Annotated in this window: 27 protein-coding genes and 1 tRNA gene; 23 read left to right on the top strand and 5 right to left on the bottom strand. The window is 45.9% G+C overall.

Annotated elements, in window-relative coordinates; all coding sequences use genetic code 11:
• The first annotated feature begins 124 nt into the window (after positions 1-124).
• Positions 125-198 (top strand) — tRNA-Gly (locus NYE36_RS04650).
• An 89-nt stretch (positions 199-287) separates the two neighbouring features.
• Here NYE36_RS04650 and NYE36_RS04655 read toward each other — a convergent pair.
• Entirely contained in the window at positions 288-911 is a 624-nt protein-coding gene (locus tag NYE36_RS04655; RefSeq protein ID WP_042634991.1) for a hypothetical protein, read from the bottom strand.
• A gap of 84 nt (positions 912-995) precedes the next feature.
• Between NYE36_RS04655 and queG the strand changes: the two genes are divergently transcribed.
• The 18 genes from queG (at position 996) to NYE36_RS04745 (ending at position 17249) form a co-directional block, all read left to right on the top strand.
• Positions 996-2156 (top strand): tRNA epoxyqueuosine(34) reductase QueG, encoded by a 1161-nt coding sequence (gene queG, locus NYE36_RS04660; RefSeq protein ID WP_015239452.1) that lies wholly within the window; start codon positions 996-998, stop codon positions 2154-2156.
• 76 nt (positions 2157-2232) lie between these two features.
• Positions 2233-3144, top strand: a complete 912-nt coding sequence (locus tag NYE36_RS04665; RefSeq protein ID WP_012117141.1) for an amidase domain-containing protein — start codon at positions 2233-2235, stop codon at positions 3142-3144.
• A 36-nt stretch (positions 3145-3180) separates the two neighbouring features.
• Positions 3181-3663 carry a tRNA (uridine(34)/cytosine(34)/5-carboxymethylaminomethyluridine(34)-2'-O)-methyltransferase TrmL gene (gene trmL / locus NYE36_RS04670; protein ID WP_007610253.1) on the top strand — a complete coding sequence of 161 codons (483 nt, stop codon included), beginning with the start codon at positions 3181-3183 and terminating at the stop codon, positions 3661-3663.
• 137 nt (positions 3664-3800) lie between these two features.
• Positions 3801-4433 carry a YhbD family protein gene (locus NYE36_RS04675; protein WP_015417094.1) on the top strand — a complete coding sequence of 211 codons (633 nt, stop codon included), beginning with the start codon at positions 3801-3803 and terminating at the stop codon, positions 4431-4433.
• Complete coding sequence (locus NYE36_RS04680; RefSeq protein ID WP_094032145.1) at positions 4424-5137, top strand: polymer-forming cytoskeletal protein; 714 nt, start codon at positions 4424-4426, stop codon at positions 5135-5137. The genes NYE36_RS04675 and NYE36_RS04680 overlap by 10 nt, the downstream gene beginning before the upstream one ends.
• Positions 5138-5148: 11 nt before the next feature.
• Positions 5149-5859 (top strand): hypothetical protein, encoded by a 711-nt coding sequence (locus NYE36_RS04685; RefSeq protein ID WP_039252241.1) that lies wholly within the window; start codon positions 5149-5151, stop codon positions 5857-5859.
• A gap of 358 nt (positions 5860-6217) precedes the next feature.
• Positions 6218-8113, top strand: a complete 1896-nt coding sequence (gene prkA, locus NYE36_RS04690; RefSeq protein WP_003155391.1) for a serine/threonine protein kinase PrkA — start codon at positions 6218-6220, stop codon at positions 8111-8113.
• Between the two features lie 190 nt (positions 8114-8303).
• Positions 8304-9488, top strand: a complete 1185-nt coding sequence (gene yhbH / locus NYE36_RS04695) for a sporulation protein YhbH (RefSeq protein WP_007408433.1) — start codon at positions 8304-8306, stop codon at positions 9486-9488.
• A 180-nt stretch (positions 9489-9668) separates the two neighbouring features.
• Entirely contained in the window at positions 9669-10133 is a 465-nt protein-coding gene (locus NYE36_RS04700) for a MarR family transcriptional regulator (protein WP_003155389.1), read from the top strand.
• Between the two features lie 36 nt (positions 10134-10169).
• Positions 10170-10835 carry an HlyD family secretion protein gene (locus NYE36_RS04705; RefSeq protein WP_007610259.1) on the top strand — a complete coding sequence of 222 codons (666 nt, stop codon included), beginning with the start codon at positions 10170-10172 and terminating at the stop codon, positions 10833-10835.
• A gap of 40 nt (positions 10836-10875) precedes the next feature.
• Positions 10876-12471 (top strand): MFS transporter, encoded by a 1596-nt coding sequence (locus NYE36_RS04710; protein WP_003155387.1) that lies wholly within the window; start codon positions 10876-10878, stop codon positions 12469-12471.
• A gap of 24 nt (positions 12472-12495) precedes the next feature.
• A complete protein-coding gene (locus NYE36_RS04715) occupies positions 12496-13029 on the top strand; it encodes an NAD(P)H-dependent oxidoreductase (RefSeq protein WP_003155386.1) in 534 nt (177 codons plus the stop codon).
• A 12-nt stretch (positions 13030-13041) separates the two neighbouring features.
• Entirely contained in the window at positions 13042-13413 is a 372-nt protein-coding gene (locus tag NYE36_RS04720; RefSeq protein ID WP_003155385.1) for a hypothetical protein, read from the top strand.
• Positions 13414-13533: 120 nt separating this feature from the next.
• Positions 13534-14301 (top strand): hypothetical protein, encoded by a 768-nt coding sequence (locus NYE36_RS04725; protein ID WP_265451306.1) that lies wholly within the window; start codon positions 13534-13536, stop codon positions 14299-14301.
• 2 nt (positions 14302-14303) lie between these two features.
• The gene (locus NYE36_RS04730) at positions 14304-14678 is read left to right on the top strand and encodes a GntR family transcriptional regulator (protein WP_060675175.1); all 375 of its coding nucleotides are present in this window, start codon (positions 14304-14306) and stop codon (positions 14676-14678) included.
• Positions 14675-15391, top strand: coding sequence for an ABC transporter ATP-binding protein (locus tag NYE36_RS04735; protein WP_025284469.1), 717 nt, complete (start codon positions 14675-14677; stop codon positions 15389-15391). Before NYE36_RS04730 ends, NYE36_RS04735 begins: the two co-directional genes overlap by 4 nt.
• A complete protein-coding gene (locus NYE36_RS04740; protein WP_031378427.1) occupies positions 15392-16309 on the top strand; it encodes an ABC transporter ATP-binding protein in 918 nt (305 codons plus the stop codon).
• Positions 16302-17249, top strand: coding sequence for an ABC transporter permease (locus NYE36_RS04745; protein ID WP_064115722.1), 948 nt, complete (start codon positions 16302-16304; stop codon positions 17247-17249). Before NYE36_RS04740 ends, NYE36_RS04745 begins: the two co-directional genes overlap by 8 nt.
• A 91-nt stretch (positions 17250-17340) precedes the next feature.
• Here NYE36_RS04745 and cspB read toward each other — a convergent pair whose 3' ends face one another.
• Positions 17341-17541, bottom strand: coding sequence for a cold shock-like protein CspB (gene cspB / locus NYE36_RS04750; RefSeq protein ID WP_003155376.1), 201 nt, complete (start codon positions 17539-17541; stop codon positions 17341-17343).
• A gap of 382 nt (positions 17542-17923) precedes the next feature.
• Between cspB and NYE36_RS04755 the strand changes: the two genes are divergently transcribed.
• Positions 17924-18754: a MetQ/NlpA family ABC transporter substrate-binding protein gene (locus tag NYE36_RS04755; RefSeq protein ID WP_053573517.1), complete on the top strand. Its 831-nt coding sequence runs from the start codon at positions 17924-17926 to the stop codon at positions 18752-18754.
• Between the two features lie 16 nt (positions 18755-18770).
• Here NYE36_RS04755 and NYE36_RS04760 read toward each other — a convergent pair whose 3' ends face one another.
• Positions 18771-19850, bottom strand: a complete 1080-nt coding sequence (locus NYE36_RS04760) for a diguanylate cyclase (RefSeq protein ID WP_251257044.1) — start codon at positions 19848-19850, stop codon at positions 18771-18773.
• Positions 19851-20002: 152 nt separating this feature from the next.
• Here NYE36_RS04760 and NYE36_RS04765 point away from each other — a divergent pair, with 152 nt between their 5' ends.
• The gene (locus tag NYE36_RS04765; protein ID WP_265451305.1) at positions 20003-21394 is read left to right on the top strand and encodes an L-cystine transporter; all 1392 of its coding nucleotides are present in this window, start codon (positions 20003-20005) and stop codon (positions 21392-21394) included.
• Between the two features lie 68 nt (positions 21395-21462).
• Here NYE36_RS04765 and NYE36_RS04770 read toward each other — a convergent pair whose 3' ends face one another.
• A complete protein-coding gene (locus NYE36_RS04770) occupies positions 21463-22041 on the bottom strand; it encodes a hypothetical protein (RefSeq protein ID WP_251257046.1) in 579 nt (192 codons plus the stop codon).
• Positions 22042-22185: 144 nt separating this feature from the next.
• On the opposite strand from NYE36_RS04770, the gene NYE36_RS04775 reads away from it, so the two are divergent.
• Both NYE36_RS04775 and NYE36_RS04780 read left to right on the top strand, forming a co-directional pair.
• A complete protein-coding gene (locus NYE36_RS04775) occupies positions 22186-22725 on the top strand; it encodes a YhcN/YlaJ family sporulation lipoprotein (RefSeq protein ID WP_003155362.1) in 540 nt (179 codons plus the stop codon).
• 120 nt (positions 22726-22845) lie between these two features.
• Positions 22846-23748 (top strand): hypothetical protein, encoded by a 903-nt coding sequence (locus tag NYE36_RS04780; RefSeq protein ID WP_039254966.1) that lies wholly within the window; start codon positions 22846-22848, stop codon positions 23746-23748.
• On the opposite strand, the gene NYE36_RS04785 is transcribed toward NYE36_RS04780, so the two are convergent.
• Positions 23749-24414 carry a spore coat protein gene (locus NYE36_RS04785; RefSeq protein ID WP_251257047.1) on the bottom strand — a complete coding sequence of 222 codons (666 nt, stop codon included), beginning with the start codon at positions 24412-24414 and terminating at the stop codon, positions 23749-23751.
• Positions 24415-24543: the final 129 nt, after the last annotated feature.

The raw sequence follows: 24543 nt of genomic DNA on the forward strand, positions 1-24543 counted from the left end.
AACTTAACATGTGGACAAAAAAAGAATTTTTTTCGACAAATTTTTTAACATTCCCTTGACGAAAAAAAAATAAACATGTAATATTAGAAACATCAAATCGGTACTGACAAAAAATAATTTTAATGCGGGTGTAGTTTAGTGGTAAAACCTCAGCCTTCCAAGCTGATGTCGTGAGTTCGATTCTCATCACCCGCTCCATACATACGTTATTAACGCAGTGTTTCGTTTCTCTGATAAACGAAGTATTGCGTTTTTTTATGTGAAAAAAGACACGAAGGCGTGTCTTTTTATGAAAGCCAAGAGACGGTATGCGTGCCTCCGTGAATTTGTTCAAACATTTTTGTTAAGGATGATAGCAGCTCATCCGCCGCGTCGGCATGAAATGAAGGCGGGAAAAAGATCAGCTGCAGCATTTTCTTTGTGCCGGGCGTGACAGGGCGTGTATTGATATGTCCGGTGAAGTCGCCGAAAACGCCGTCCGGGCCGGAGAAAGACAGTACGCTTTCTTTTTCTCCGATCGTAATTGAAATTGGTTGATCTATTTCTGCGGCATCATACGCCATGATAGGCAATGAATATTTCAAGGAGAAAAAAAGTATGGTATCATGGGCTGAATTCACACTTTCAATGAATCGTTCCCGGGAAATATCGCCGAGCATAAGCTCCATCGGCGTTTTTTGTCCTGAAAAGGCGGGGCTGAGCTGTTCCATTATACGCGCCCACTCTTTTACAAAAGGCTGCTCTTCTATACCCCCGTCAGCATAATCAAAGTAAAGAGATTCTTGAAATAAACGGAGGCGGCCTTTCAGCATTTGCGGAGCAGGCCCGACTTCGATCTGTTCATATAAGACGGCTGCCGCTTTGATCCCCGGCACCCGTTCAGCAATAAGTGGATCTAAATTGATGTTCAAGTGTGTTCACTCCATTTCGGGATGATAAAACTCTATTATACCTGTGCGGGAGCCTGATCACAAAGAAAGGAGGCTGTGCAAAAAATGAATATTCATAAACTGAAAGAGGAATTAATCGAATACGCCAAAAGCATCGGAGTCGACAAAATCGGGTTTACGACGGCTGATACGTTCGACAGTCTGCGGGACCGGCTGATTCTTCAGGAATCACTCGGCTATTTATCCGGGTTTGAAGAGCCGGATATTGAAAAACGGGTTACACCGTCTTTGCTTCTCCCGAAAGCCAAATCAATCGTCGCCATCGCCCTTGCTTATCCTTCCAAAATGAAAGATGCGCCGAGGAGCACGAGGGACGGGCGGCGCGGCATTTTTTGCAGAGCTTCCTGGGGGAAGGATTATCATGACGTGCTGAGGGAAAAGCTTGATCTGCTGGAGAATTTTCTCCAAAGCAAACATGAGGATATCCGCACAAAGTCAATGGTGGATACAGGGGAATTGTCCGACAGGGCCGTGGCTGAAAGGGCGGGAATCGGCTTCAGCGCCAAAAACTGCATGATCACCACGCCTGAATACGGCTCTTACGTCTATCTGGCTGAAATGATCACCAATCTGCCCTTTGAACCGGATGTGCCGATTGAAGATATGTGCGGTACGTGCACAAAATGTTTAGACGCGTGTCCGACCGGCGCGCTCGTCAATCCCGGACAGCTTAACGCCCAGCGCTGTATTTCGTTCCTGACCCAGACAAAGGGATTTTTGCCGGATGAGTTCCGCACGAAAATCGGAAACCGTCTGTATGGCTGTGACACGTGCCAGACGGTCTGTCCGATTAATAAGGGGAAAGATTTTCATCTTCATCCGCAGATGGAGCCTGATCCGGAAATCGCAAAGCCGCTGTTAAAGCCGCTTTTGACCATAAGCAACCGCGAATTCAAAGAAAAATTCGGACATGTATCGGGATCATGGCGCGGCAAGAAGCCGATACAGCGGAATGCGATTTTAGCTTTGGCTCATTTTAAAGATGCCTCGTCTCTTCCGGAATTAACGGCCTTGATGCACCAAGATCCGCGCCCCGTTATCAGGGGGACGGCCGCCTGGGCCATCGGGAAAATCGGTGATCCTGATTATGCGGGGGAATTAGAAAAAGCGCTTCAAAAGGAGCAGGATGAGGAAGCTATACGGGAAATTGAAAAGGGACTGGAGCTGTTATCGGTTTCTGATAAGACTAAAACCGGCCGGTCCTGACATATGTATAGAGAAAAAGCACTTGGCGTGAGTTCAAGTGTTTTTTCTTTATAAAACAGTATGGTGGGTGGAGCGCTTGAAGCATATTATTGAAGATTTAGCGGAGGCCCGGCTTCATTATTTAATCAACGGAACCGAGATGAGGCACAATGGGCAGCCCGGCGATCTTGAGGTCCTGACGAGAAAAAAAGAGCTGTTTGAAAAACGGAAAGTTGACATCGTGAAAGCGAAGGCAAAAGCCGTCATTGTCAAAAGCAGCCTTGAGGACGACGGCACGTTATGCGTCATGTACACGATTCATTTCGAATATTTGTGCAAGGAGCATGACGGACACCTTTACTTAGAAGAGCAGATTGAGGAACGGACTGCATTTCTCTATGATCAGCTTTTGATTAAAGACCGGGAAGTAAAGAAAAAACCGGCGGGATTTTCTGACGGAAACAGCGTAATTGAATATGAGCGGAGTGAACGGGAAGATTTCGGGCGGGCGTTTCAATACGACCGTCTGGCTGCCGTGCAGTACGCGGAGAAGTTTTGGAATAAACGAAATCCCGCTTATAAAAATTTCAGCGACAACTGCACCAATTTTATTTCCCAATGTTTACATGCCGGAAAAGCACCGATGCGGGGGCATCCGAACAGAGGCTCAGGCTGGTGGATGAAGGCAAGCTCGTGGAGCTACAGCTGGACGGTCGCGCATTCGATGAAGATGTATCTGGCCCAATCCAAGGCAGGGCTTCGCGCGGTGCAAGTATCAAGAGCTGAAGAACTGATGCCCGGAGATATCATTTGCTATGATTTTGAAGGGGACGGCCGTTTTAATCATACGGCGATCGTGGTCGCGAAAGATAAAAGCAATATGCCGCTTGTCAATGCCCAAACGTATGACAGCAGAATGAGATATTGGTCATATGAGGATTCAACGGCGTATACTCCTTCCATCAGATATGCGTTTTTTCATATTACGGATGATACGACAAAAGAGTAATTAATGATATAATGGTGGGCGGAATAAAAAACAGAGGTGAACATCGTGGCATTACATGTCGTTTTATATCAACCCGAAATCCCGGCCAATACGGGAAATATCGCACGTACTTGTGCGGCAACAGACACAACGCTTCATTTGATCCGCCCGCTCGGATTCTCAACCGATGATAAAATGCTGAAGCGCGCCGGACTCGATTATTGGGAGTTCGTCAACGTCGTATATCATGATTCATTGGAAGAGTTATTTGAGGCATATGAGAACGGAAAGTTTTTCTTCATTACAAAATTCGGCCAAAAGCCGCACACATCATTTGATTACTCAAATACGGAGGAAGACTTTTTCTTCGTATTCGGCAGAGAAACGAGCGGACTTCCGAAAGAATTGATCGAAAACAATATGGACCGCTGCCTGCGTCTGCCGATGACCGAGCATGTGAGATCATTAAACCTGTCCAACACGGCCGCGATTCTTGTATATGAAGCGCTGCGCCAGCAAAATTACAGAGATTTGACGTGAGAAAAAACGCCCGCATCCGGGCGTTTTTTTATTGAATAAAAAAGACGGACAGCAGCTGTTCACGGCATTTTTATAATTCCAGGCTTAACAACGTAACAGTGTTATGTTACAATACATTCATCGAAGGAGCTGGATTCATGGAGGAACAACTGATTTCTAAAAAAGAATTGCTGGAAGAAACATCAATTTCATACGGGCAGCTGTACCGCTGGAAACGGAAAAATTTAATCCCTGAAGAATGGTTTATCCGAAAATCAACATTTACAGGCCAGGAAACATTTTTTCCGAGAGCGGAAATATTAAAACGTATCTCAAAAATACAGAAAATGAAAGAAAATTTGTCTTTGGATGAAATGAGAGAAATGCTGTCTCCGCAAATGACTGATGTCAATATAACGTCTGCGGAACTGCTTCAAAAGGGACTGATTTCAAAAGCCGCGCTGCAAGTTTATGGCGAAGACGGTGTGACATTCACGTCCCGCGCGCTGCTGTCTTTATATGTGCTTGAAGGACTTTTGCAATCAGGCAATATCAGCCTTGAGGAAGGAAAATTGGCGGCAGGGGTGCTGAAAACGTATGAGGCTTCCGAACTGAAAGCGAATACGGAGCTTGTCATGCTCCGAAAGCTAGGCGTAACGACGTGCTTCATCGCAGACGCGGAACATATTTTATTTGAACCGACTGTCAAAGTGGTTGAACGGGTGGCGCTTGCTGCGGCATCGGAAGAATTAAAAACGAAATGGATGCAGGAGGACCATCAATGGAAGTAACAGATAAGTTAATCATCAACGGTTCAGGAAGTTCAAAAGGAGGCCGTTTTCATACAGTGGAGATCAACGGAAGCGGCACGGTGTCAGGTGATGTGGAGTGCGTGAGCTTTTTGTTTAACGGCAGCGGAAAAACAGACGGACATGTCAAGACGCAAACGCTGACGATCAGCGGTTCGGGGAAAATTGGCGGCAGTGCCGAAGCTGAATCCATCCGTATCAACGGAACGGGTGTCATTAAAGGTGATGTCAAAACGGAGCGGCTGAACGTCGTGGGATTTTCATCTTTCGGCGGCGGTGTGAAAGCTGATGATATTTTCATATCCGGGAAAGCCGCGATTGAAGGCGATTGCGAGACAGAGACGTTCCGTTCGGAAGGCAAATGCAAGATCGGCGGCCTGCTGAATGCCGATGAAGTCAGTATTAAGCTGGCGGCGGGAGAAAGCCATGTGAAAGAAATCGGATGCCGCCATTTGAAAGTGATGAGCAGAAAGAGCGTGCTAACGCGTTTTAAGCTGATGCCGGCCCCGGTGCTGACAGCGGAGCTGATTGAAGGTGACATCATTGAATTGGCGGACACGAACGCGAAGACAGTCCGCGGAAATCATGTGCGGATCGGCGCAGGCTGCACCATTGGGACTGTGGAATACAGCGGCGATTTTACATGTGATCCTTCCGCTTTGGTTAACAAAGTCGTGAAACGATAGGAGGAACTGCGATGGAAACGACAAAAAAATTGAGTCATTTAAAAATGTACGGAGCCGGACACGCCTCCGGCGGCTCCTACCAAAATGTAAGCATTAAAGGGGAAGGAACTGTCGGCGAAGGACTTCAAAGCGAACGCTGCCGGATATTCGGTACGGGACTTTTTCTAGGAGATGCCGAGATCAACAGGCTGAAAATTTTCGGAGAGCATGAAGTTGCAGGAGATTTATCAGCACGTTCAGCAAATGTGATGGGCACATTGAAAGTCGGCGGCTCCATGCGTTTCGCCACGATGAGGCTGAAAGGACTTGCTGAAATTGGCGGCGGGGCCGCGGGAGAGCAGTGTCATATAAAAGGCAGTCTCACCGTCGGCGGCGATTGCGAGACGGAGCTGCTTCATGTAACAGGATGTATCAATGTGGCAGGATTGTTAAACGCAGGGGACGTAAACATCCATTTGCGTTATGACCGAAGCCGCGTGAAAGAAATCGGCGGCACATCGATCACCGTCAGACGGAAACCCGGTTTTCTTAAACGGAAAGCCGGCACGCTTTCTGCTGAATTGATCGAAGGAGACGCAATTTATCTCGAATACACGGAAGCAGACATCGTCAGAGGGAAACATGTGGAAATCGGCCCGGGCTGCAAAATCGAAAAAATCGAGTATCAAACAAGCTGCAAATCTCATGAAAAATCAACTGTCCAAGAACATATTCAAATATGAAACATTGTTATGTTGTACAGGAAAGGGTGCTCTTCATAAAGAGCACCCTTTTGCCGTTATTTGTTTTCAGGTTTGCTGTCGTAACCCGCCGTAAAAATGGATACTAAAAAAGTGAGAATGACCCCAAGTAAAATGATCGTTTTCATCATTTCTCCTCCTCTTTGCTTTTCCATTTGATGTCCGAGTCTGGATGAAACTGTATTTCTTTCATTATGAACGGTGCACCGGACCCTTGTCAATGACGGCCTTGTAACGTCTTTATTTTTAAGAAACGAAAAGCATGTATTATCACGTCACCGCATAGATTGTAACAAAGTACCTTATTTCTAGTGCATTAACCATGATAGAGGAGGTTCTTATGGATATATTAAAGAAAATTGAAAAGTACAGAGAGGAAGAGCAGCGTCTCAAATGGGAAGGGACGTTCGCTGATTATTTGGAGATCATAAAAGAAAATCCATTGGTCGCGCAGTCTGCTCATTCTCGCGTTTTTAATATGATAAAAGACAGCGGAATCGAGGAGGATGACGGTAAAAAGACATACAGCTTTTTCTCGCGGGAGCTGTTCGGCCTTGAGGAATCTCTGGAACGGCTCGTGGAGGAATACTTTCACCCGGCTGCCAAGCGGCTCGATGTAAGAAAACGGATTTTACTATTGATGGGACCCGTCAGCGGCGGAAAGTCAACTCTTGTCACCATGCTGAAAAAAGGGCTTGAAGCCTACTCATTGACAGACAACGGCGCTGTTTACGCCATTAAAGGCTGCCCGATGCATGAAGATCCTCTCCATCTCATTCCCCATCATCTGCGCGACGACTTCTACAGAGAATACGGCATCAGAATTGAGGGCAGCCTTTCTCCGCTTAATGTCATGCGGCTTGAAGAAGAATACGGCGGCAGAATTGAGGATGTAAAGGTTGAACGTATATTCTTCTCTGAGGATAAACGTACCGGAATCGGAACCTTCAGCCCGTCTGACCCGAAATCACAGGATATCGCCGACTTGACGGGGAGTATTGATTTTTCAACAATTGCCGAATACGGCTCAGAATCAGATCCGCGCGCTTATCGGTTTGACGGTGAATTAAATAAAGCGAACCGCGGAATGATGGAGTTTCAGGAAATGCTGAAATGCGATGAAAAATTTCTGTGGCACCTTCTGTCACTCACGCAGGAAGGGAATTTCAAAGCCGGACGGTTTGCGCTCATCTCAGCCGACGAATTGGTTGTTGCGCATACGAACGAAACGGAGTACCGCTCGTTTATTGCCAATAAGAAAAATGAAGCCCTTCACTCCAGGATCATCGTGATGCCTGTTCCTTATAATTTAAAGGTGTCAGAGGAAGAACGGATTTATGAAAAAATGATTTCTGAAAGTGATGTTTCTGACGTACACATCGCCCCCCATACATTAAAAGTGGCCGCGATGTTTTCTATTTTGACCCGGCTGAAGGAACCGAACCGCTCTGATATTGATCTCGTCAAAAAAATGAGGCTCTATGACGGAGAAAGCGTTGAAGGTTACAATTCCGTTGATCTTGAGGATATGAAGAAGGAATTCCATGATGAAGGAATGAGCGGAATTGACCCGCGCTATGTCATCAACCGCATTTCCTCAACAATTATCAGAAAAAATATGGAATCGATCAATTCGCTTGACGTGCTGCGTTCCTTAAAAGAAGGACTTGACCAGCATCCGTCCATCTCCGCCGAGGACAAAGAGCGGTATATGAATTTTATTTCCGCCGCCAGGAAAGAGTACGATGACATCGCTAAAAAAGAAGTGCAGAAGGCATTCGTCTATTCATATGAAGAATCCGCGAAAACTCTCATGGACAATTATTTAGATAATGTGGAAGCGTACTGCAATAAAAATAAGCTCCGCGATCCGCTGACGGGTGAAGAAATGAATCCTGACGAAAAACTGATGAGATCCATTGAAGAGCAGATCGGCATTTCAGAAAACGCGAAAAAAGCGTTCCGCGAAGAAATCTTAATCCGCATATCCGCCTATGCAAGAAAAGGAAAACGCTTTGACTATAATTCGCACGAAAGACTCCGCGAAGCGATTCAGAAAAAGCTGTTCGCAGACTTAAAAGATGTGGTGAAAATTACGACCTCAACCAAAACGCCGGATGAGCAGCAGCTTAAAAAGGTCAATGAGGTAGTGGCAAGGTTAATAGATGAACACGGCTATAATTCGACTAGCGCTAATGAACTGCTGAAGTATGTCGGAAGCTTGTTAAACCGCTGATGTTTGATTTCATTGAGAGGCCCGTCTGTAAAAGGACGGGTTCTTTTGTCTGTTTTTCACAATTGTTTGTCAATTGGAGAGTCCGGCCGGCATAAGATAAAAATAAATCTTTTCGCCGGACTTGTTTCATAAACAGGACCAAGCCGGAATACACATGTAAAACGACCATAACGGTTAAGGAGGGGAATTCATGTCCCGTAATGACAGCGGAAATTTTTTGATTTCAGAGGAAGACTGGTCCCTCCATCGCAAAGGCTTTGACGACCAGCAGCGCCACCAAAAGAAAGTACAGGAAGCGATAAAAAACAACCTTCCGGACCTTGTTACTGAGGAAAGCATTATTATGTCCAACGGAAAAGATGTCGTGAAAATCCCGATTCGTTCGCTTGATGAATATAAAATCCGTTATAACTATGATAAAAATAAACATGTCGGCCAAGGCGACGGCGACAGCGAAGTCGGCGATGTCGTCGCAAGAGACGGCGCAGATAAAAAGCAGGGGGCCGGAAAAGGCCAGGGAGCCGGCGATCAGGCAGGCGAGGATTATTATGAAGCGGAAGTTTCATTGATGGATCTGGAAGAAGCGCTGTTTCAGGAATTAGAACTGCCGAATCTGCAGCAAAAGGAAAGGGACAATATCGTCCATACCGATATCGAGTTCAATGATATCCGGAAAACCGGGCTGACAGGGAATATCGATAAGAAAAGGACGATGCTGTCGGCCTATAAACGAAACGCCATGACAGGCAAGCCGTCGTTTTACCCTATTTATCCGGAAGATCTGAAATACAAAACATGGAATGATGTGACGAAGCCGGAATCGAAAGCTGTCGTTTTAGCGATGATGGATACAAGCGGTTCGATGGGCGTATGGGAAAAGTATATGGCGAGGAGCTTCTTTTTTTGGATGACACGATTTTTACGGACAAAGTATGAAACGGTTGATATCGAATTTATCGCCCACCATACGGAAGCGAAGGTTGTGTCCGAAGAAGATTTTTTCTCGAAAGGCGAGAGCGGGGGCACCATCTGTTCCTCCGTTTACCGGAAGTCTCTTGAATTAATTGATGAAAAATATGACCCCGCCCGCTACAACATCTATCCGTTTCATTTTTCAGACGGAGATAACCTGACTTCGGATAACGCCCGGTGCGTAAAGCTCGTCAATGACATCATGAAAAAATCGAACCTGTTCTGTTACGGTGAGGTCAATCAATATAACAGGCATTCCACCCTCATGTCCGCCTATAAAAATGTCAAAGATGATAAATTTAAATACTACATCCTGAAACAGAAATCAGACGTATTTCAAGCGCTGAAAAGCTTTTTTAAAAATGAGGAAGCCGGTGTAAGCAAAGCATCGTATGAAATATAAAGCCGAGTGAAGAATCGTGCGGCCGCGGTTCTTCACCCGGCTTTTTTAAATTAAAAATAAAGAGAAAAAACGGCATAAAAAAAATCCTTAAAAAATGAAACTTTTCTCTTTACAAACCTTCTTTCATTTATTAATATTTTATCTTGTGAACTATTATTAAGGGAATGAGGTGAAAATACGGTGATTGAATCAGAGCTCGCTTTGCTCAGTTTTGAACAACTGTTTGATACTTCCAGATCGATTTACAAAAAGCAGAAAATGATTCTGGAGACAGTTCTTGAACCTTTTGATATTACAGTGCTGCAGTATCTGCTGATGTTCAAAATACATAAGAGCAAAAGCACGCAGCTTTCAAGGCTGGCTTTGTCGCTTGATCTGAAACCGGCGTCTGTCACGAGAATGACCGATATTCTGTATAAGCGCCGCCTAATGGTTCGGAGCGACTATCACGACGACCGGCGTGTTGTTATGATTCAGTTAACCGAAGAGGGGGAAGAACTTCTAAAGAAAGCTGCTGTTCAATATGCCGAAAAAGCGGCGGTCTTATACCGGCAGCTCAATACCGCTGAACTGCAGTACCTGCGCAAGCTTGCGGAAAGTTTAACGAAGCTTGCAAACGGCTGTGCAGTGAAAAACGGAAAATAAAAAAATCCCCACATATTTTTATCATCATTCCACAAAATGATAGAGGAAGAAACGAAAGGAGAAAACAAAATGAACAGAGGACGTTTAATTCTGACCAACATTATCGGTTTGATTGTTGTTCTTGCAATTATAGGCGGAGGTGCTTACTACTATTATCAAAGCACACACTATGTAAAAACCGATGAAGCAAAAGTTGCCGGCGACATGGCTGCTATCACAGCTCCTGCTGCGGGTAAAGTAACTGACTGGAACCTTGATGAGGGGAAAGAAGTAAGCAAAAACGACGTTGTTGCAAAAATCAAAGGACAGCAAAATGCTGACGTAAAAGCCATCATGGATGGAACAATCGTGAAAAACGAAGTGAAAAACGGCCAAATGGTGCAAGCCGGTACGACAATTGCCCAGGAAATTGACATGAAACACCTTTACATCACTGCAAACATTAAAGAAACAGACATTAGAGACATTGAAGTAGGAAACAAAGTAGACGTAATTGTTGACGGCGACCCTAATACAACATTTGACGGAACAGTAGAAGAAATCGGTTATGCGACAAATTCAACATTTGATATGCTGCCTTCTTCAAACTCAAGCGGCAACTACACAAAAGTAACGCAAAAAGTTCCTGTTAAAATTTCACTCAGCAACCCATCTGACAAGGTGCTTCCTGGTATGAACGCATCTGTAAAAATCTCTGAATAATACAGATCAGTCATCAAACCATGAAGGGAGGTTGTCTTAGGTGGCTAAATCAGATAATCAAGTAAAAAGTCCTAAAACATTGCTTATTGTGCTTATGGCCGGGTTATTCCTGGCGATCTTGAACCAAACGCTTCTTAACGTGGCGATGCCGCACTTAATGACCGAGTTCGGTGTGAGTGCGACGACGATTCAGTGGCTTACGACCGGATACATGCTGGTCAACGGTGTTTTGATTCCGTTATCTGCGTTCTTAATTACCCGGTTCGGACAGAGAAGCCTCTTTCTCGTAGCCATGTTCTGTTTTACAGCGGGAACGTTAGTCTGCGGAATCGCGCCTAACTTCTCAACCATGCTGATCGGCCGGTTAATTCAGGCGGTCGGCGGCGGTATCCTGCAGCCGCTGGTCATGACAACCATTCTGCTTATCTTCCCGCCTGAAAGCAGGGGGAAAGGAATGGGGATTTTCGGTCTTGCGATGATGTTTGCTCCGGCGGTCGGACCGACTCTTTCCGGCTGGATCATCGAGCATTACACATGGCGCATTATGTTCTACGGCCTTGTTCCGATCGGGGCAATCGTTATTATCATAGCGTTCTTCCTCTTTAAGAACTTGGTGGAACCGCAAAAAATCAAACTCGACAGCTTGGGTGCGATTCTATCCATTGTCGGATTTGCCTCATTGCTTTACGGAGTCAGTGAAGCGGGCAGCGACGGCTGGGGAGATCCGATCGTGCTGTCTACCGTCATTGTCGGTGTCATCGCAATTGCCGCGTTTGTCATTCAGCAATTGCGCTCTGAAAAACCGATGCTCGACTTCCGGGTATTTAAATATGATATTTTCTCACTTTCCAGTGTGATTAACATCATTATTACCGTTGCGCTTTACACAGGAATGTTCCTGCTTCCGATTTACCTGCAAAACTTAGTCGGCTTTACGGCGCTGCAATCGGGCCTCTTGCTATTGCCGGGCGCGATTGTCATGCTGATCATGTCGCCGATTTCCGGTATTCTGTTTGACAAAATCGGTCCGAGACCGCTTGCGATTATCGGGCTGGTCATCACGGTCGCAACGACATTCCAGTACACAAAATTGACAATTGACACACCTTACACGCATATTATGCTTGTCTATGCCATCCGCGCATTCGGTATGTCACTGTTAATGATGCCTGTTATGACAGCCGGAATGAACCAGCTTCCGGCACGGTTGAACAGCCACGGCACGGCGATGAGCAACACGCTCCGCCAGATCAGCGGTTCAATCGGAACAAGTTTGATCACAACGATTTATACGAACCGTACGACAATGCACTATTCGCAGATTGCGGATAAAACGAGCACGGCTGATCCAAGCTTCATGCAGTCGTTCCAAAGCGCGGTTTCGAATTTAATGGTCAACATGAACATGTCGCTTGATGCGGCGAAACAAACCGTTTATTCATATCTCTACAAAACAGCTTCACTTAATTCCAACGTTATGGGGATTAATGACGCGTTTATGTGGGCGACGATCTTTGCGGTTATCGGCGTAGTCCTGAGCCTGTTCTTGCGTGACGTACGGAAAGACAAACAGCGGGCGAAGAAAAAAGAGGAGCTGTCATTGCTTCCGGCCCCTAAAGAAGTGAAGGAATCTTAATCATCTGAATGGGAGGTTTCCTGAATGAAAATTTACGTAGTGTACGATAGTGAAGGCGAACATACAAAACACCTTGCTGAAGCCATTGCCGAAGGAGCACGAGAAAACGCTGAGGCTGAAGTCCTGATCGACCATGTCGATCAAGCAGACATCCGCAAGCTGAAAGACATGGATGCCATTATCTGGGGATGCCCGGGACACTTTGGCACCATCAGTTCAGGCTTAAAAGCGTGGATCGACAGACTCGGCTATCTGTGGGCTGAAGGCGAGCTGATTGATAAAGTCGGCGCCGTATTCTGTACGACGGCGACAACACATGGCGGATTAGAAATGACAATGCACAATCTGATCACTCCTATGTTTCACCAAGGCATGATTGTTGTCGGACTTCCCGGCAACGTTCCTGAAAACGCGCTGTACGGCTCTTACTACGGTGCGGGCGTCACATGCCCGGTTGACAGCGATGTGCTGATGACGGAAGAAGGCCTTCAATTAGGCCGTGCGCTTGGCAGACGTGTCAGCCAAGTCACAGGTAATCTAACTGCCGGACGACAGTAAGGAGAGGGTTATATGGCCATTATTATAGCGGTTATTGCTGCTGTCATTGTGATTGCACTTCTTATCACATTCAATGTCCGCAGCACTTCTGCAGGACAGGATGTCAAAGAAGAAAAGAGAGAAGCGATCGGCACTACAGCCGAACAGCCGGAAAAGCATGATCCGGCCGAGGAGCGCTCAGCCGAGCATGCTCCCGTCGTTGTAAAATCTGAATCTCCCCGTGAGAAAAAGAATACAATGGGCGATGATGTGTACCGTCAGGCGCTTCAGAAGTTTAAGACTTCTGAGACGGATCAGGAACCAAACGATCCTGATAGCGGCGGCAAAATGCAGGATAGCAGCTATCGTGATGCGCTGCTCTCCTTAAAAAACAAAAAGAAGTAATTGAAAAGGCAAATCTGCGTAAGAGCGGATTTGTCTTTTTTTTTATTGAAGATATTGTAATACGTGATGATCTAGTGTACTATGTTACTCATACACTTGATCCGAATGGAGAGAGAAAGAATGACATCGTTTTTAGGTTTGCTGAAAAAAGATGCGAAAGTTTCATGGATTTGGCTCGCGGTGTGGCTTTGCGGCATGATTTGCTGGGCGTTTGCAGCCCACGTCATCGCTGCCCGTCAGAAAGAACCGCTCGTCATTTTCGGCTTTTTTACGGCAATGGGGTTTTTTCAATTTCTTGTAGCGCCGCTTTTTATGTACTATCACCTTCATAAAGAAGGAAAAAATCAGCTGTGGCTTTACAATCCGAATGGAGGATTTTATCTGCTGGCTTCCAAGCTGACGGCCTCACTGCTGTATCAGTTGATCGGGCAGCTGGCGCTGACCGGTTACGGCATTTGGATGTACCGGATGCTTTCTGCAAAAGGAGCGCTGGAACACACCATTCCCCTGGCCGGCACATTAACCGGACTGAATGCTTACCTGCTGATCAGTTCAGCGTATGTATCTGTGATCGTGGCCGTATTTTGGACTGTTTTTCACTCATTAAAACATGTTCCCGTCCTCCGGTGGGTGATCTGCATCGTGCTTGCGTTTGTCTGGACCTATATTGACGATAAAATCATTACGCCATTCACTTCATCTCAACATGATTTATGGCCGGTAAAAGTGTATGCGGATTTTGATTTTCACTATACAAAATTGACCGGCTGGACGGTGGAGCTGAAGGCCGTCCACATCTCGCTTTTCAGCTTCCTGGCAGTGATCGTGCTTGCGGCGCTCTGTCTCGCGCTGGCCTCTATGCTGCTGAATCGAAAGGTTGAGGTGTAATGATGGAGAATGAATTTCAGTCATCCAAGCCGATTTATCTGCAGATTGCCGATCGTGTATATTACCGGCTGATCCGAAGTGAGCTTTCACCGGGGGACAAACTGCCGTCCGTAAGGGAGATGGCCGTACAGATGAAAGTGAATCCGAATACGATACAAAGAACGTACAGTGAAATGGAAAGGCTGGGGATCGTGGAGACGAGAAGAGGACAGGGAACCTTTATAGCGGAAAGGTCCGATCTGATAGCGGAGCTGAAAGACAGGCTGACTAAAGACGTTTTCAAACGCTTTATTCAGGAAATGGCGGAGCTGGGGTTATCTCCTGAGGAAATGATCGACGGGATCAAACAATATGCGGAGGAAGCAAACGATCGATGAATCTTGATTTTGAACGCGTAACAAAAAAATACGGCCGCAGGCTCGCGGTCAGCGATGTATCATTTTCATTGTCTCCGGGTAAAATCTACGGAATTTTAGGGCCGAACGGAAGCGGTAAATCAACAACGCTTAAAATGCTTGCCGGGCTTGCGTTCCCGACCTCGGGCGCCGTCCGGATCGGAGACTGCGCAGTAAGCAGGAACATGCTGTTTCGTACGGCTTATTTAACCGAACATGATATGTTTTTCGCCCGGACGACCGTCGGTGATATGCTCACATTTTATCATTCGCAATTCCCGGATTTTCAGCTGGAAAAAGCACATAACCTATTAACGGAAATGAATCTTTCAGCGAAGCAGAAGATAAAAGAGCTGTCCAAAGGCAGCCGGGGCAGGCTGAAAATCGTTTTGGCCCTGTCGAGAAAAGCATCCGTCATTCTGCTGGATGAGCCGTTTTCAGGTCTTGATCCGGCGGTCAGAGAGTCGATTGTCAACAGTCTCGTATCTTATATTGATTTTGACAGCCAGATCGTCGTCATCGCCACGCATGAGATCGGCGAGATTGAGACGCTGTTAGACGAAGTGATGGTTTTCATAAAAGGGAAAATCGCTGAACGGCGCGAGGTCGAAGAAATTCGGGAACAGGAAGGAATGTCCGTGCTTCAATGGTACAGAAGCGTCATGCAGGCGCACGAAATAGAAGGGGGATTCTAATTGGAAACGGTTTTAGAACTGCAACAGGTAAAGAAAACGATAAAAGGACGAACGATTATTCATGATCTGAGCTTCTCCGTCCGGGCGGGCGAAGTGTTTGGATTTTTAGGGCCGAATGGAGCGGGGAAAACCACTACGATCAGAATGATGGTCGGATTAATGAAACTATCTCAGGGAGACATCGTAATCTGCGGGGAATCCATTACGAAAAACTATGCAAAAGCGGTCAGGCACGTCGGAGCCATCGTGGAAAACCCGGAGCTGTACAAATTCCTGAGCGGTTATAAAAATTTACAGCAGTACGCAAGGATGGTAAAAGGCGTTACGAAAGAAAAAATAGATGAGGTCATCGAGCTCGTCGGGTTGCAGGACAGAATACATGACAAAGTAAAAACCTACTCTCTCGGAATGAGACAGCGTCTCGGCCTCGCCCAAAGCCTGCTGCATAATCCTAAGGTGCTGATTCTGGATGAACCGACAAACGGCCTTGATCCCGCGGGCATCAGGGAAATCAGGGACCATCTGAAAAAGCTGACACGTGAAAAAGGAATGGCTGTCATCGTCTCAAGCCATCTGCTGTCAGAAATGGAGTTAATGTGCGACCGAATCGGCATTCTGCAAAAAGGGGAGCTTGTCGATATTCAAAAAGTAAGGGATGAAGGAAAAGAGGATAAAGATACATACTTCTTCCATATTGAACAAAGAGAAGAGGCTCTGGCCGTTCTGAGTCAGTTTGACTGTATGAAGAAGACAAACGGCATTGAGATCAGGCTGTCAAAACAGGAAGTGCCTGATGTGATATCACTGCTCGTCCGTGAAAACATCCGCTTATATGAAGTGAAAATCATGACAAAATCTTTGGAAGACCGTTTCTTGGAGATTACCGGCGGGACGAAAGAGGAGGTTCAATATGTTTAAGCTGATCTATAATGAATGGATAAAAATTTTCAGCCGCGTCGGCACGTGGGCTATGATTGTAATTTTAGGCGTTTCGATGATCGGTTTTGCGCTTCTGTCAAACCATTTCACCTCGAGCGAAGCCAATCCGAATTGGAAACAGGAGCTCCAGGCCGAAAACAAAGAAATGAAACAGCAGATGAAGGAAACCGGAAATCAGACTGTCATTGATAGTCTGAAACAGAATATCGCGATAAATGAATACCGTATGGATCATAATATTCCTGAGGATACAGGGTACACAGTGTGGTCATACGTAGCTGATTCTTCGATGATGACGGTTTTGACCGGGCTGTTTACGATTATCATTGCCGCAGGCATCGTGGCGAATGAGTTCAACTGGGGGACGATCAAGCTGCTGGCTATCCGTCCGCTCAGCCGTTTTCAGATTTTGCTTTCTAAATATATGACGGTGCTGCTGTTCGGACTGCTGATGCTTGTGATTTTATTTGCCGGCTCCGCTCTGCTGGGATTGGTCTTTTTCGGTACAGGGGGAGATACTGCGGCTGATGTTCATCTCGTATACAAAGACGGCCATGTTTTTGAGCAAAATATCATCGCTTTCCTCGCTAAAACATATGTCTATGAATCTGTCTCCGCTTTTATGCTTGCGACGATGGCGTTTATGCTGTCTGCGGTATTCCGGAACAGCTCATTAGCGGTCGGATTTTCTATTTTTCTATTGGTTATGGGGAACACGGCGACTGTATTTCTTGCCACGAAATTTGAATGGACCAAATATATTTTATTCGCCAATACGGATTTGTCGCAATATATGAACGGGACTCCTTTAGTAGAGGGGATGACGATGACATTTTCGGTTGTGATGCTTGTGATTTACTTCATCATTTTTCTGGCGCTCGCATTCGGCGTCTTCTTAAAACGCGATATTGCCACCTGATATAAAAAAGCTGTTTTGCCTTTGCAAAACAGCTTTTCGTTTTAGATGAAAAAAACCCTGCCGGCGTACACCGGCAGGGTTTTTAAACAATTTATGCTTTTGTTACGTTAGCAGCTTGTGGTCCGCGGTTTCCTTCAACGATTTCGAAAGAAACAGATTGGCCTTCTTCTAAAGTTTTGAAGCCTTCGCCTTGAATAGCAGAGAAGTGAACGAATACATCGTCTTGACCTTCTACTTCGATGAATCCGAATCCTTTTTCAGAGTTGAACCATTTTACTTTACCTTCTAACATGAAATTTCCTCCTAAAGCGACATAACGCTTAAATTCACTATTCTTGCTCTAAAACAAACTTCCAAGACGAAAACTCTTACAAAACTTTCTTCTTAAAGATAGTTCGAACAAAAATAATTACCTTTACTCTACCAGTAATTCGAAGAAAAAACAACTGCTAAATGTAACTTTTTTCGAAATAACATGTTTTAAGAGGGGAACGCTCTGATACGGAAATCTGATTTGAGACTAGAACAGCCCATTTTCAGCTGATAAAAACCGCTTTACGGTCTCTTAAGGAAGCAATTGACAACCTTTTTTTTAATCGGTATTGTATGTAATCATGAGCCCGAATACCATGGTGCCGCCTCTGTACATAAAAATAGATAGGGAGTAGGTCAACTTGAACCTGCGGCTTATAAACAGTCTGTTTCTTTTCATTTTGATCATGTCACTTACTTCATGTCATTATCCTGACGGGAACCGGACAATTACTATCGGAATCAATGAATCTGATCAATCGATCTGGGAGTTTGTCGCGAAAAAAGCCGGTGAGGAAGGATTGCAGCTTTCTTTGGTAACGTTTTCGGATTATGCCGAGGCCGATTTGGCGCTTGCCGGTGGGGATCTCGACGCCAATGCGTTTCAATCCGTTTCTTATTTTCAATCTTTGCCGCCTCATATGAAAAAGAAGCTGGCTCCTTTAGGAACGACATATGCGGCATCGCTGGGGGTGTATTCCAAGCAACATAAACGGCTGAAGGATATACCGGACGGAGCGGTCATTGCCGTGCCTGGTGAAGCGGCGGCCTTCGGCAGGGCGCTTTTTCTCATGCAGGAGGCCGGACTGATGACATTGAAAAAGGGATTCACCGGTACGGGTTCAACTGATATGATCAAGGACAACCCGAAGCATCTGACCTTAAAAACGGAAACAAAAAAGAACGCCTATCAGGCGGCGGAACATGCTGACGCAGCAGTTCTCAGTCAAAGCGAGGCGAAAAGAGCAGGATTTCATGCGGAGAAGGACGCGCTGATCCGATCGGCGCAAATGAAGGAAGCATATATTCATCTGATCGCCGTCAGAGCTGAGAATAAAGATGATGAACGGATGCAAAAACTCCTGTCTTTGTATCAATCAGATGATACCGCGGCGTTTATTGAAAAAGAATATGAGGGCAGCCTGATTCCTGTTTTCCTGAGGGGCGGTTTTCTCACTGAAAAGAAAGAATGATTTCCTCTTCGGGCGATCATTCTTTTTTTTCAGTGCTGCACACTTGATTGCGCCCTGATGTTTTCGCTTTGTACAGCATCCGGTCCGCGATCAGGGGCAATGTCTGAGGATCCGATGTATTTGTCGGATAATGCGCGATGCCGAGGGAAACGGTCACGGGAATTGTATCTCCGCTCGTCAGCAGAATCGGGTTCGCGTCAATCGTCTGCCTGATTTCTTCTGCGAGGTGAAGCCCTTTCGTATACGTGCAATTGGGCATAAGCACGGCAAATTCTTCCCCGCCGATGCGGGCTGACGGATCAGAACTGCTGAGTAAGAACCTCAGACGCGTCCCCAGTTCCTTCAGTACTTGATCCCCTTCATAATGGCCGTATTGATCATTGATTTGCTTAAAGTGATCAATATCCAAATAAATAAGCGAGAGCTGAGACGAGGGGGATTGAGACGCCCGATCGTACAGAACGCGCGAGACTTCCTCGAATTTTCTCTTATTAAAAATCCCCGTCAGAAAATCATAATTCGCTTGAAACTTGTATTGCTTGAACAAAAGGCGGGCATCGGCTTCGTGTTTAATGATATACAGCGACAGCATTCCGCCCAAGACGGAAATGAGCCAATAATAAACGAGAGCCCCGGCAGGCTGTTCGGGCATAAGAAACAGCAGCGTCAGGGTGAAAATAACATTTGAAAAAAGCAGCATAACGAACGCCATTTTGTGATCCGGCTTTTTTCCTCTGAGGACGGCTGCAGAAAGTATCGCAATAACCCCGACGGCGACGATGGAAAAAATGGCGCTGGCATTGAAATTGATCAGGATACGGCCTGCGACGATAATCGCAAAGGCGGCTGCCGTAGACACCCAGCCTCCGTAAAGAGCGGCGATGATAATGGGGATATTTCTGAGATCAATGATGGAATCGGAGTAAGAAAAGCCGAAAGCAATCAGAAAAACCCCTAAAAGCCCGCAGACCGTCCCCTTCAGTAATTGAAACATCAGACGGTCTTCTTTATACGAAAGCGACTCTTTAAAGAGAAGGGTGAAGAGATAATTAAATGTAATTAAAATCGTTAAATTAAGAAACAGTTCCTTCAGCATAACAATCACCCTTATATAAGTTACTAGAGAAAGGGTGGAAAGAAAAGAGAAAAGTCTATAGAAATACATATTTTGTCAATTCTTACTTGACCGATCGGAATTCATATAATATAGTGTTAAAGGATAAATGAGCAAGGGAGTGTTTACCTGTTTTGGAGAATTTATTTATAGTCTTACATGTTTTCATTATGCTTTTGCTTATAGCAGGTCTGTTTGTCATGCAAAAGAAACACGTTTCCTTTTCTAAACGTGTCTTTACCGCACTCGGATTAGGCATTGTATTCGGTTTTGCACTGCAATTGATTTACGGGCCGGCCTCACATGTCGTGACACAAACGGCCGATTGGTTTAATATTGCCGGCGGCGGTTATGTCAAATTGCTTCAGATGATCGTCATGCCGCTAGTCTTTATTTCTATTCTCGGCGCATTTACGAAGCTTAAACTGACCCATAACATTGGGAAAATCAGCGGACTGATCATCGGAATTTTGATTGCTACGACAGCAATTGCCGCGGCAGTCGGAATTGTTTCGGCGCTTTCCTTTGATCTGAAAGCCGTTCATATCGACCAGGGGAGCACTGAGTTATCAAGGGGTCAGGAGCTGCAGCAAAAATCTGAGGATATGACGGCCAAAACGCTGCCTCAGCAAATCGTTGAGCTTCTGCCGGGGAATCCGTTTCTTGATTTCACGGGGGCCAGACCGACTTCCACCATCGGAGTCGTTATTTTCGCCGCTTTCCTCGGCATCGCTTTTCTGGGCGTGAAACGGAAGCAGCCGGAGCACGCTGCGACTTTCAGCGGAATTGTCGATGCGGTATACGCGATTATTATGCGCGTTGTGACATTAATTTTAAGACTGACGCCTTACGGGGTATTGGCGATTATGACCAAGACGATCGCGACAAGCGACATCGACAGCATTGCGAAACTGGGGATGTTTGTGATCGCTTCATACGCCGCGCTTATCGCCATGTTTATCATTCACTTGCTGCTGATCACGTTCAGCGGTTTAAATCCGATCACATACGTGAAAAAAGCATTTCCGGTTATGGTGTTTGCGTTTACGTCCCGTTCAAGCGCAGGGGCTTTGCCGCTCAATATTAAAACACAAAAAAGTATGGGCGTACCGGAAGGCATTGCGAACTTCGCCGGTTCATTCGGCTTATCAATCGGTCAAAACGGCTGTGCCGGTATTTATCCGGCGATGCTCGCGATGATGATTGCGCCGACAGTAGGGCAAAACCCGTTTGAACCGGGATTTATCATTTCCGTCATCGCCATCGTGGCAATCAGTTCATTCGGTGTAGCAGGCGTGGGAGGCGGCGCGACATTTGCGGCTCTGCTCGTCCTATCCGCTTTGAACATGCCTGTCGCGCTTGCCGGACTGCTCATTTCAATTGAGCCGTTAATTGACATGGGGCGCACCGCCTTAAATGTCAGCGGCAGTATGACCGCAGGGCTGTTAACAAGTAAAATGACGAAGGAAACCGATACCGCGGTGTACAATGATTCCACAATCGTCATTGAAACTGAAGAAGCTTAATAAAAAAGCAGATAGCACTAAAACGAAAAATCCTTCATCGTTGAACGAATGAAGGATTTTTTTCGTTTCTAATGATTTCCGGGTTCAATTTCTTCCAGCATATTCATCACGGTGCTGTCATTTAAAACATTCACCGCGCTTTCTTCGAAGTGAATCGGCTCGGTATAGTGAGGCTTCGGCGAAGTTTCTTTACTGCGGCTGCGGTCTGCCTGTCCGTCCGTATGGGATGAGCCGGAGTGATTGCGGGAAGTCTGCTCATGCTGCTGTCCGCCGGATTCGCCGCCGAAAGCCTGTTTAATCAGGTCGGCAGGCTGCATGGAGCCGGTTTGTGAATGCCGGGCTTTGTCCGTGTGCTGCTGTCCGCCGGATTCGCCGCCGAACGCCTGTTTGATCAGCTCGGCAGGCTGCAATGAGCCGGTTTGTGAATGCCGGGCTTTGTCTGCGTGCTGCTGTCCGCCGGATTCCCCGCCGAACGCCTGTTGAATCAGGTCAGCAGGCTGCATGGAGTGTGTGCCATCTTTATGCTGCATTCTGCCTGAAACCATTCCGGAGATTTTCCGGCGGATTTCGGGTGATAAAGCTGCAATCAGAATCGATGATCCGATCAGCAGCGCTGTCGGGCTGATACCGCTTTTTTTTCTGAACAAGTTAAATCCCTCCTCATTCAATTGATTACGCTTACCTTTCCCTTTCCTTCTGATATTTATCCAAACCGCTCAGGATGCAAACGGCGTGCATAAATCCCGCCGAATAGAAAAACCTATACGTAAAGTGAGAAAGGAGGAATTCACATGATAAAAAAGCAAGCAGTTATCTCTGCCCTTCTTCTGCCGATGCTGATTACCGCAGGGTGCAGTATGGGGAACCAAGGAGAAGGAAAACGAAATGACAACCGCACCCAGAATGTAAATTACCGCAACACGCCTAACGACGGTGCGACAAATATGAATACAGTGAACCGTCATAACCAAAACACCGATCACAATGACAATCGTAACCTGAGAGTGGCTGATAAGGCCGCCGACAAGGTGACTGATTTAAAAGAGGTTAAAAATGCGACTGTGATCGTTGCCGGAAACAGCGCATATGTTGCCGTTGTTTTGACAAACGGGCAAAAAGGCGCCATCGCCAACCATTTGAAAAATAAGATTACCGATAAGGTGAAATCAGCCGATAAACATGTCCGGACTGTATATGTATCAGCGAACCCGGACTTCGTTGAACGCATGCAAGGCTACGGAAAACGAATCCAAAACGGACATCCTGTATCCGGTCTGTTTGATGAATTCGGCCAAATGGTGCAGCGTGTATTCCCAAACCCCAATAAATAACTGAATGGAAAAGCCGCATTTGCTGCGGCTTTTTTATTTTATCTGCCGTCACGACCCAGCGCTCCTGAGCATAAAGTAAAGAATGAGATGAAAATGAAAGGATCGGGGAGGGGAGCTTGTTTGCGTGACGGCATGGGGAAACGGGCGGCATTCACTCTGATCCTGTGCGGAGTCCTTGTCATATTGGCTGTCAGTTCAGCCGTTTCAGTAAGTATGATGTACGTCCTGTCAGGCCAAAACAGCCGCTCTGTTCCGACGAAGGAACAAGTGACTGAACACATGAATAAAGAAATTTACAAACATACAGCGATTTACTATACGGCGGATGAAAAGCCGCTCTTGGATCTGACCAAGCTTACGCTGGACCACGCAAAGCGTATCAATCAAATCATTGTCGGTTATAAAGGTGCAGCGCCGCTTGAACTCATTTTCTTTTCGGATGAAGATGAAATGGAGCAATATTCAGGATTGAAAAATGTAGTCGGTTTTTATTCAGAACAGGAGCAGATGATGGGGCTTTTGCCTGAAGAGAAAAAACAGCTTTTGAAAAAAGATGAGCTGGCCGTTTTCATGTATAAGCAATTGATTATACATGAATATACACACTATGCGTTTCATCAAAAAACGCGGCAATTGGGGACGGATACGTCTGTATTTCCGCTTTGGTTTCATGAGGGGCTGAGCGAGTGGGTCGCGCATTATGATGTAGTCATTGATCCGATTGCATTTTCCGTCGTGCCGTTTGATCAATTAACGACCGACCGAAAATGGCAGAAATCGCGTATGGAATATGAAACGGATGTCTATTTGCAAAGCTTCTATATGATAAAGGACTTAACCGAAACATTCGGAGAAGGCATTATCTTAACCATTATCAATAAAACCGCCGAAACACAGGATTTTGAAAAAGGCTTTGAAGCGGCTACGAAAGAAAGCCTGAAACGATTTGAACATGATTTCACAAAAGCATATGAAAAAAAGAAAACGGCGTTGGAGAGTCAGGTTTCCAACGCCGTTTTTTAATCAATGGAGGTTTTGCTGCTGCTGTCCCATTTGTCCTTTAATCGGAGGCATTTGCGGCTGTCCCTGAGCCGGTGCAAATGAATTCAGCATGGTCTGCATATCTTGTGCATTGAGCTGAGGAACCTGATAATAACCGTGTTTGTTTTGGTATAAGAAGATTTCATACGCCATTTCGACATATTGCTGAATTTGGGCGGAGAGCACTCTTCTAGTGACGGGATTGGTCATTTCAAGCGAGCTCATCGTCAAGAGAGAAGCTTGAGCTTTAATCAGGCCGAGCATATGGCCGCTGATCCCGAGATCTTTGACATCATTTAATGATTGATTCGGTTTTTTCGGCTGAGTCGGTTTTATACCGTAGACGGCCTGGTTCTGTTCCTTCATCATATATGTCGACGTTTCCTGAGAAGGCTTTTGGCCGGTCTTAAAGCATTCTGCCGTCAGATTATAGAGTCCGAGAATGAATTGATACTGGCGGTCAAGGATGTCGGCCAGCTGCTGATCCTGTATAAACTGTCTGAGCATCATAAATTGATCCAAAACGCCGACTGTTCCGGCCAGCACTTCATGCATATCGAAAAGCTCATGTCCTCCGTGATTCACTTGCGGTGAATCCGGGATCCCTTGATTTACTGGCGGCTGCTGCTGATTCTGCTGCTGTTCCACTGGTTGTTTTCCTCCTTCATGTCAAATCATCATTAAGATGTGAAAAAAGCCGATCCGTTATACATCAAGACCTGTTTCGTTACGTGGGGATTATTTACTATTTTGCGCCAGCGAAGACAATCTTTACAA

Origin of the sequence: Bacillus sp. FSL R5-0593, from assembly GCF_038603755.1 — a bacterium.
GTDB lineage: Bacteria > Bacillota > Bacilli > Bacillales > Bacillaceae > Bacillus > Bacillus velezensis.